Below are 8,386 nucleotides of genomic sequence, written 5' to 3'. Positions count from 1 at the left end.
CCGTGGGGCGGCTCATCCCGGACTTCATGGGGCGCGACGAGAGCGCCGACGAGGAGAGTTTCAGCTCTGGATTGCTGGAATATCCGCACTATACCCGGCCCGAGGAGTATGAGGGTTTTGGCGTGCCGGACGTGCTGTCCTCGGGGCATCATGGGCGCATCGCCGAATGGCGCCGGCAAAAAAGCCTGGAAGCGACCCTGGCCCTGCGCCCGGACCTGTTGGACCGGGCGGCGCTGACGAACGAGGACGTGCGTTATCTCGGAACCCTTGACCGCGCGCGGCGCGGCCGGAACCTGTTCGTGGCGCTGGTGCACTATCCGGTGGAGAACAAATCCGGCCAGACCATCACAACTTCTTTGACAAATTTGGATCTCCACGATATTGCGCGCGTTTCATGCACCTATGGGCTTGGCGGTTACTATGTCTGCACGCCGGTCCGCGATCAGCAGGATTTGGCCCGGACCCTGATTGGGCATTGGCGCGACGGCCTTGGCCTCCAGGCCAATCCGGACCGGAGCGAGGCGCTCGGCCGGGTGCGGGTGGTCGATGTGCTGGACAGTGCCGTGAGTGACGTCACCAGCCGTTGCGGGCGACGTCCCAAGGTGGTCTGCACCAGCGCCAAGGCGGGTACCCTGACCTATCCGCGCGTGGCGGAGTGGTTGCGGGACGAGCCGGTTCTGCTGGTCCTGGGTACGGGGCATGGCCTGCACGGTTCCGTCGTCGCCCAAGCCGACGGCATGTTGCGGGCTATTCGATTTCTGGATAGGTACAATCACCTGTCCGTACGCTCCGCCGCGTCCATCATGGTGGACCGCCTGTTGGGCGACGCGGGCTAACGCACACACTCGGCAGCTCAATCGGCTGCTTCAGATAAAGGAGACAACCATGAACATCATTCAAAAGATTGAAAATGAGCAGCTGCGTGCCGACATTCCCAAATTTCGGGCTGGCGACACGGTCAAGGTGCATACCCGGATCATCGAGGGCGAAAAGGAGCGTATCCAGGTTTTTCAGGGCGTGGTGTTGCGCCTCAAGCGTGGAACCACGGACAGCACCTTTGTCGTGCGCAAGATGTCCGACGGTGTCGGCGTGGAACGTATTTTTCCCCTGCACGCGCCCTGTATCGATCGCATCGAAGTGATTTCCGAGGGCGTGGTCCGTCAGAGCCGCATCTACTACCTGCGCAAATTGAAAGGCAAGGCTGCCCGCATCAAGACCAAGAAGTCCTGGTAACCCACGTTGCGTGACTCGACAGGCGACGAGATTCCGCCTTTTGAGTTTTACGAGGCGGCGGGGATCGACGAGGCCGGAAGAGGCTGTCTTGCCGGGCCGGTCGTGGCCGGAGCTGTTATTCTGCCTCCAGATTATGATTTGCCCGGATTGACCGATTCCAAGAAAATCACCGCGCGAAAGCGGACTGTGCTCGCACAAGCCATCAAGGCCCAGGCAGTGTCCTGGGCCTTAGGTTTTTCCTGGCCACGGGAAATCGAGCGCGTCAACATTTTGCAGGCCACCTTGCTCGCCATGTCCAGGGCGCTCGAGGCCCTGGCCGTCCGTCCGCGTCGGGTGCTCGTCGATGGCAACCGTCCTTTTGCCTGCGCCCTGCCGCTGCGGACAGTGGTTGGCGGAGACGCCCTGTGCCCGTGCATTTCGGCGGCGTCCATCCTGGCGAAAACCTTTCGGGACGATCTCATGTGTCACCTGGATGGGCTCCACCCCGGGTATGGGTTGGCCGTGCACAAAGGGTACGGAACCCGGGAGCATTTGAGCGCGTTGCGTCGTTTGGGTCCAAGTTCCATTCATCGAATGACTTTTCGGGGCGTTCGCCCGGAGTCCAGGGAGCGTCTCCTGTGTCTGCCGGGCATTTGATGACGGGGCGGGCCGGCGAGGATCTTGCCGCCGCGTTTCTGATGGAAAAAGGGTGGCGTGTGCTGGAACGCAATTTTCGGTGCCGGGATGGTGAACTGGATTTGATTGGCGAAGATCGGGACGCTTTGGTTTTCGTCGAGGTCAAGACGCGGTCCACAACCGTGCGCGGCGAGCCGGGCGAGGCTGTTGGCCGGGCCAAACAGGTGCGCATGATCCGAGCCGCGTCGCGGTATTTGACCCGGGAGCGATCCTGGGACAGAAGTTGCCGCTTCGATCTGATCGCGGTCGTTTTTCGCGATGGCCGGGCAGATATCGGACACTGGGAGGATATCATCGATGTGCGGAACGCTTTGGGTCGTGGCCACCCCGCTTGGCAACCTTGGTGATTTTTCTCCGCGGGCCAGGCAGGTTTTGGAAGAGGCCGAGGTGATCCTCGCCGAAGACACGCGTCGGGCTGGGCAGTTGCTGCATCTGGTCGGTATCGCTCCCAAGCGTCTGGTCAGCCTGCACGAGCACAACGAAACCGGGCGCATCGCCGATGTTCTGGACTGGCTGCGGGACGGGCGACGGGTGGCCGTGGTGTCCGACGCCGGCACGCCGCTGATCGCCGATCCTGGCTACCGATTGGTGGCTGCCTGCCGGGCCCAGGGTCTGCCTGTGGTGCCCGTGCCCGGCCCGTGCGCGCCCATCGCGGCCCTCATGGCGAGCGGGCTCCCTCCCTATCCATTTGTGTTTTTGGGTTTTTTGCCGCGAAAAAGTGGTGATGCCCGGGAACTGCTGCATGGATATACGCAGATTCAGGCCACCTTGGTTTTCTTTGAGCGCAAGAACCGGGTGCCCGAGAGCCTGGCTCTGGCCCACCAGGTTTTGGGCGAGAGGGAATTTTGTTTGGCCCGGGAATTGACCAAGAAACATGAGCAGTTTATTAGTGGAAGGCTTGGTCAACCCTTTGAATGCGATGATGAATTACTGGGCGAGGTGACCGTGGTCATTGGCCCGCCCCACGACGTGCCATCTTCGACCCGCGAGGACGTGCTTGCCGTGATTTCCACCATGAAGGATCGCGACCAAAAGCCCAGGGATGTTGCCCGATGCGTTCAGGCCCGGGTCCGGGGCTGGTCGGTCAAGCAGATCTATGAACTGCTGCAACTCGGCTCCAGGGCGGACTAGGCCAATGGACGCGCGCGTGTTGCTGCGGGTCTTCCTGCGTACATATTTGGTTGGCTCCACGTTTAATACCAAGGGTATGCAGAATGTCGGCTTGTCCTATATCATGGAACCCGGTCTGCGGGCCTTGCATGGGAATGACCGCGCGGCGCTGCGCAAGGCCAGGAACAGATATCTGAAGCATTACAACACACATCCCTTTTGGACGCCCCTGGTGGTGGGCATTTTTTTGTCCATGGAAACCAAGATCGCGGCTGGCCTTCTGCCGCCGGATCTGTTGTCCAAACTGCGGGCGACAACGGTCTATGCCTTGTCCGCCCTTGGGGATTCGTTTTTTGGCGGTAGTTTTCTGGTCATGTGGTCCTTGGTCGGAGTGAATCTGGCTGTCCGGGAACATCTGGGCATGCTGGCGGCCTGGATGACGTTGTGCCTGATTGGCCTGCAGGTGTTCAAGGCCTATACCTTTGGACGCGGCTACGCCCAGGGATTGGCGTTTTTGCAACGCTTGAAATCCTGGAATCTGATCGATTGGGGCACGCGGATCAAATGGTTCAATGGCCTGCTCCTGGCGCTTTTCGCCGTGGCCATCCTGCCGGGTACCGGCCCATGGCGTCTGGCTTGGGCCGTGGCGGCGGCGCTGGCCGCCCTTGGCAGCGTCTTTCGGACCAGGGATCGGTGCGTGCTCTTGGCCGCGCTCGCGTTTTTGGGGTTGGCGTTTCCCTGGGATCGTTTTCCGGACTGGCTTGGGATGTAGGAGAGGATATGGGCGACGTACAGGAGATGGTCATTCTGGTTACGAACAGCCTTGGATTGCACGCCCGACCCGCCGGGAAGATTTCCCGGGAGGCCCAGCGCTATGCCGCGTCCATCACCATCCATTCCCAGGACGCGGAGGCCGATGCCAAATCGATTCTCGATGTTCTGACCCTGGCCGCGCCCCAGGGCACGGAACTGACCCTGCGCGCGCACGGCCCGGACGCGGCCCTGGCCCTGGAAGGCCTGAGCCGCTTGTTCGAGGAAAAATTCGGAGAGGAACGGTGAGTTCGGCTAAAATCCTGCACGGCATTCCTGTTTCGGCTGGCGTGGCCATTGGTCGAGCCTATGTGTTGAGCAGGTGTCACTTTTCGGGGACGGCCCGGCAGGCGGTGGGCGGGGTGGACGTGCCCGTGGAGATCCAGCGTCTGGACCGGGCCTTCGACGCCGCCCGCGACGACTTGGAACGGATTCTCATGCTGGTCCCCGAGGATTTGAAGGAACACGCCGCCATCATTGAATCCCACCTGATGATGCTCAAGGACCAGAAATTCCGGAAACGCTGCCTGGATCATATCGCATCCGCCCAGATCAACGCCGAATGGGCCTTGGAACGGGGCGTGGGCGAGGTGGAGGAAATTTTCGCGGCCATCAACGACGAATACCTGCAACAGCGCATGCAGGATGTCCGTCTGGTGGCCGAACGGGTTCTGGCCAAGCTTTCGGGGCGCGAAACCGGTCTCAAGGCGATCACGCATCGCGCCATTCTTCTGGCCCATGACCTTACCCCGGCCGACACCATTGAGCTGGAAGTCAACAAGATCATGGCCTTCGCCACGGCCCAGGGCGGCAAGACCTCTCACGCCGGCATCCTGGCCCGGTCGCTGCAGATTCCGGCCGTGGTCGGCGTCGAGGATTTGGTCGAGACCGTGCCCGAGGGCCAGATCATCATCCTGGATGGATTTCACGGCCGCGTCATTTTGAGTCCGGACGAGGAGGAATTGGCCCGCTATACCGAGCTGCAGGCCCAATTTGAGTCCTATCAGGCGACCATCATGCGCTCCTGCCATCTGCCGGCGGAAACCATCGACGGCTACCGGGTGCAGGTTCTGGCCAATATCGAACTGTTCGAGGAAGTGGTCGCGGTCAATGACAACGGCGGAGAGGGCATCGGACTCTACCGGTCGGAGTACAGCTATCTGGCCCGGTCCAAGATGCCCACGGAAGAGGAGCTGACCGAGATCTACATGGATCTTGCCGCCTTGGTCGCGCCCAAGAAGCTGGTCATCCGCACCCTGGACGTGGGCGCGGACAAGCTGATGCGTTCGCAAACGCCCAGCGAGGGCAATCCGGCCCTGGGCCTGCGGGCCATCCGTTATTGCCTGAAGAACCGGGATGTGTTCCGGACCCAGCTGCGGGCTATCTTGAAGGCCAGTGTGCTCGGCAACGTGTCCATCATGTTTCCCATGATCTCCGGCTTGCAGGAATTGGTCGAGGCCAAGAAGTTCTATCGCGAGGTGCAGCGGGAGCTGCATGCCGAGGGTGTCAGCTTCCGGGAGGACATGCCGCTGGGGATCATGATCGAGGTGCCCAGCGCCGTGTCCACGGCGGATTTTTTGGCGCGCGAGGTTGATTTTTTCAGCATCGGCACCAATGATCTCATTCAGTACACGCTGGGTATCGACCGCACCAACAAGGATGTGTCCTACCTTTACCAGCCCCTGCATCCGGCCATCGTGCGGTCCATCAAGTGGGTCGTGGACTCGGCCCATCGGGCCGGGATCGAGGTCTGTCTGTGTGGCGAACTGGCCGCCGACCCGTTCTGCATTCCGGTCATCATGGGCATGCAGATGGATTCCATCAGCCTCGGCCCGCACGCCATTCCGGGTATCAAGCGGATCATTCGCCAGGCTTCCATGGAGGAGTGCACGGCCCTCTTGAAACAGGTCATGGCCAGCCAGTCCGTATCCCGCAACAACAAGCTCGTCCGGGACATGATTTTTCGGCGTTTTCCGGAAGAACTCATGTTTTACGCTTCCCGTCTCGACGAGGATTTCAGCTGATCTTCAAGGAAAGAGCTATGTGCGCCAAGCCCCTGGGCATCAAGATCATCGCGGCCAACCGCAAGGCCCGTCATTTTTACGAGTTATTGGATTTCATCGAAGCCGGGATCATGTTGACCGGGTCCGAGGTCAAGTCCTTGCGCGATGGCAAGGTCAATTTCATGGACGGCTATGTCCGTATTTCAGGCGGCGGCGAGGCGTTTTTGTCCGGCGTGCACATTTCCACCTACACCAATGCCGGGTACGCCCAGCATGACCCGGACCGGGAGCGCAAGCTGCTCATGCACAAGCACGAGATCGCGAGTCTCAAGGCCAAGATGGAGCAGAAAGGTCTGACCCTGGTGCCGACCAAACTCTATTTCAAGAATGGGAAGATCAAGCTCGAACTGGCCCTGGCCAAGGGCAAGAAGGTCCATGACAGGCGCGAGGATCTGAAGCAGAAGGCCATCAATCGGGACACGGAGCGGGAGCTGAATCGTTCCTGAGGCCGGCCCCGCGCCCATCGGATCACGGGCGAGATGCGGCCCGGAGTGGCGGTCGCATGTTTTCTAGCCGCGCGTTTGGTCCAGGAATTGGTCCGTGGTCAGGCAGGCAATGCCCACGTCGCGGATGTCGCGGATGTTGGCGTGATGGATGTCCGGCGTTTTCGAGGACGTGGCGTCGGTCAGCAAGAGCATTTCGTAGCCCAGGCTCAAACCGTCGAACAGGGTGGCGCGCAGGCAAAAGGGCAGTTGGGTGCCGGTGACGGCCAGGCGGGTGACGCCCTTGCGGCGCAGGATCAGATCCAACTCCGTGAACATGAAGGCGCTGAAACGCTGCTTGACGACGCGGTACTCGCCATCCACCGGTTCCAGGCCCGGCGCGATGCGGCAGCCCTGGGTACCGGGCACGACCATGGGCCGCTTGTCGAATGCCTCCTGGCGGCAGATTTCCACGTCCGAACCGTCGGCGCGGTACTCGCGCACGATGTGCAAGACCGGCCATTCCAGTTCCCGAAAACGGGTCAGTACCCGGCGGATGACGGGAATGGTCGCGTGGGCTCCGGCAACCTCGCAGGCGCCGCCGGGCACGGCGAAATCGTGTTGCATGTCAATGATGAGCAGGGCTGTCTGGTGCATGGCTGTCCTCGCGCGGTTGTCAATCCCCTGAATCTGCCCTAGTGCGAACCTCGCGGCTGGGGCGTGAAACCTGCCGCGTTCTTTAGCCGGAAGCCCGGGTTCCGGCAAGAAGACGTGTATCCCCAAGACGACACAGTCGGGAGTATTCATGATCGGTTATTTGACCAAGAAGATATTCGGGTCCAGGAACGAGCGCTATCTGAAATCCCTCAGGCCCATGGTGGCCAGAATCAACGCCTTGGAAGAGGGCCTGCTCGCCCTGACGGACGAGGATTTTCCGGAACGCATCCGGCGGTATCGGGAGGAGGTCGCGGGCGGTCGGGCCCTGGACGATCTGCTGCCCGAGGTTTTCGCCCTGACCCGCGAGGCCAGCAAGCGAGTGCTGGGCATGCGTCATTTCGACGTGCAGCTCATGGGCGGCATGATTTTGCACCAGGGCAAGATCGCGGAAATGAAGACCGGCGAAGGCAAGACCCTGGTCGCCACCCTGCCCGTGGTCTTGAACGCCCTGTCCGGCAAGGGCGTGCACGTGGTCACGGTCAACGATTACCTCGCTAGCCGTGACGCGGCTTGGATGGGCAAGCTCTATACTTTTTTGGGGTTGTCCGTGGGCGTCATCGTGCATGGCCTGACCGACGCCGAGCGTCAGATCGCCTACGGGGCCGACGTGACCTACGGCACCAACAACGAGTTCGGGTTTGATTATCTGCGCGACAACATGAAGTTCTACAAGGACCAGCTCGTGCAGCGTCCGCTCAACTTCGCCATCGTTGACGAGGTGGATTCCATTCTCATCGACGAGGCGCGGACGCCGCTGATCATTTCCGGGCCGGGCGAAAAGTCCACGTCCATGTATGCCCGCATCGACGCCATCATTCCCAAGCTGGCGCGCGACGAGGATTTCAGCATCGACGAGAAGGCCCGGACCGTGGTCCTGACCGACGAGGGCGTGGGGCATTGCGAGGAGATCATGGGGGTTGGCAATCTGTTCGATCCGGCCAATATCACCGTGCAGCATCATATTTTGCAGGCCCTGCGCGCCCACTATCTGTTCACCCGGGACGATCATTACATCGTCAAGGACGGCCAGGTGGTCATTGTCGATGAGTTCACGGGCCGGCTCATGCCGGGGCGTCGCTTCAGCGACGGCCTGCATCAGGCTCTGGAGGCCAAGGAAGGAGTCAAGGTCGAGGCCGAAAACCAGACCCTGGCCTCCATCACCTTTCAGAATTTTTTCCGCATGTATGAAAAATTGTCGGGCATGACCGGCACGGCCGACACCGAGGCCGTGGAATTCCAGCAGATCTACGGATTGGAAGTCATTGTCGCTCCGCCCAACAAGGTCATGGTCCGCAAGGATTTTCCCGATGTCATCCTCAAGACGCAGAAGGAAAAGTTCGAGGCCATCGTCGAGGA

11 protein-coding genes are annotated in these 8,386 nt (G+C 60.9%); 10 read left to right on the top strand and 1 reads right to left on the bottom strand.

Going from position 1 to position 8,386, the window contains the following annotated elements:
- The 9 genes from EOL86_10205 to smpB form a co-directional block, all read left to right on the top strand.
- On the top strand, positions 1–836 hold an 836-nt coding region (locus EOL86_10205; protein NCD25943.1), incomplete at its 5' end, for a tRNA (guanine(37)-N(1))-methyltransferase.
- Positions 837–885: 49 nt separating this feature from the next.
- Positions 886–1,233 carry a 50S ribosomal protein L19 gene (locus EOL86_10200; GenBank protein NCD25942.1) on the top strand — a complete coding sequence of 116 codons (348 nt, stop codon included), beginning with the start codon at positions 886–888 and terminating at the stop codon, positions 1,231–1,233.
- A gap of 30 nt (positions 1,234–1,263) precedes the next feature.
- Complete coding sequence (locus EOL86_10195; GenBank protein ID NCD25941.1) at positions 1,264–1,869, top strand: ribonuclease HII; 606 nt, start codon at positions 1,264–1,266, stop codon at positions 1,867–1,869.
- Positions 1,851–2,255, top strand: coding sequence for a YraN family protein (locus tag EOL86_10190; protein NCD25940.1), 405 nt, complete (start codon positions 1,851–1,853; stop codon positions 2,253–2,255). Before EOL86_10195 ends, EOL86_10190 begins: the two co-directional genes overlap by 19 nt.
- Entirely contained in the window at positions 2,206–3,039 is an 834-nt protein-coding gene (gene rsmI / locus EOL86_10185; GenBank protein NCD25939.1) for a 16S rRNA (cytidine(1402)-2'-O)-methyltransferase, read from the top strand. The genes EOL86_10190 and rsmI overlap by 50 nt, the downstream gene beginning before the upstream one ends.
- Entirely contained in the window at positions 2,951–3,790 is an 840-nt protein-coding gene (locus tag EOL86_10180) for a 3-keto-L-gulonate transporter (protein NCD25938.1), read from the top strand. The genes rsmI and EOL86_10180 overlap by 89 nt, the downstream gene beginning before the upstream one ends.
- 8 nt (positions 3,791–3,798) lie before the next feature.
- A complete protein-coding gene (locus tag EOL86_10175) occupies positions 3,799–4,077 on the top strand; it encodes an HPr family phosphocarrier protein (GenBank protein NCD25937.1) in 279 nt (92 codons plus the stop codon).
- Positions 4,074–5,852, top strand: a complete 1,779-nt coding sequence (ptsP, locus tag EOL86_10170; protein ID NCD25936.1) for a phosphoenolpyruvate--protein phosphotransferase — start codon at positions 4,074–4,076, stop codon at positions 5,850–5,852. Before EOL86_10175 ends, ptsP begins: the two co-directional genes overlap by 4 nt.
- A 17-nt stretch (positions 5,853–5,869) precedes the next feature.
- Positions 5,870–6,337 (top strand): SsrA-binding protein SmpB, encoded by a 468-nt coding sequence (gene smpB / locus EOL86_10165; protein ID NCD25935.1) that lies wholly within the window; start codon positions 5,870–5,872, stop codon positions 6,335–6,337.
- 63 nt (positions 6,338–6,400) lie between these two features.
- On the opposite strand, the gene EOL86_10160 is transcribed toward smpB, so the two are convergent.
- Positions 6,401–6,970 carry a cysteine hydrolase gene (locus EOL86_10160; protein ID NCD25934.1) on the bottom strand — a complete coding sequence of 190 codons (570 nt, stop codon included), beginning with the start codon at positions 6,968–6,970 and terminating at the stop codon, positions 6,401–6,403.
- Between the two features lie 148 nt (positions 6,971–7,118).
- On the opposite strand from EOL86_10160, the gene secA reads away from it, so the two are divergent.
- Positions 7,119–8,386, top strand: a 1,268-nt coding sequence (secA, locus tag EOL86_10155; protein ID NCD25933.1) for a preprotein translocase subunit SecA, incomplete at its 3' end; no start/stop codon positions are given.

This window comes from Deltaproteobacteria bacterium, from assembly GCA_009930495.1.
Lineage (GTDB): Bacteria > Desulfobacterota > Desulfovibrionia > Desulfovibrionales > Desulfomicrobiaceae > Desulfomicrobium.
This window is presented reverse-complemented; position numbering and strand designations above follow the sequence as displayed.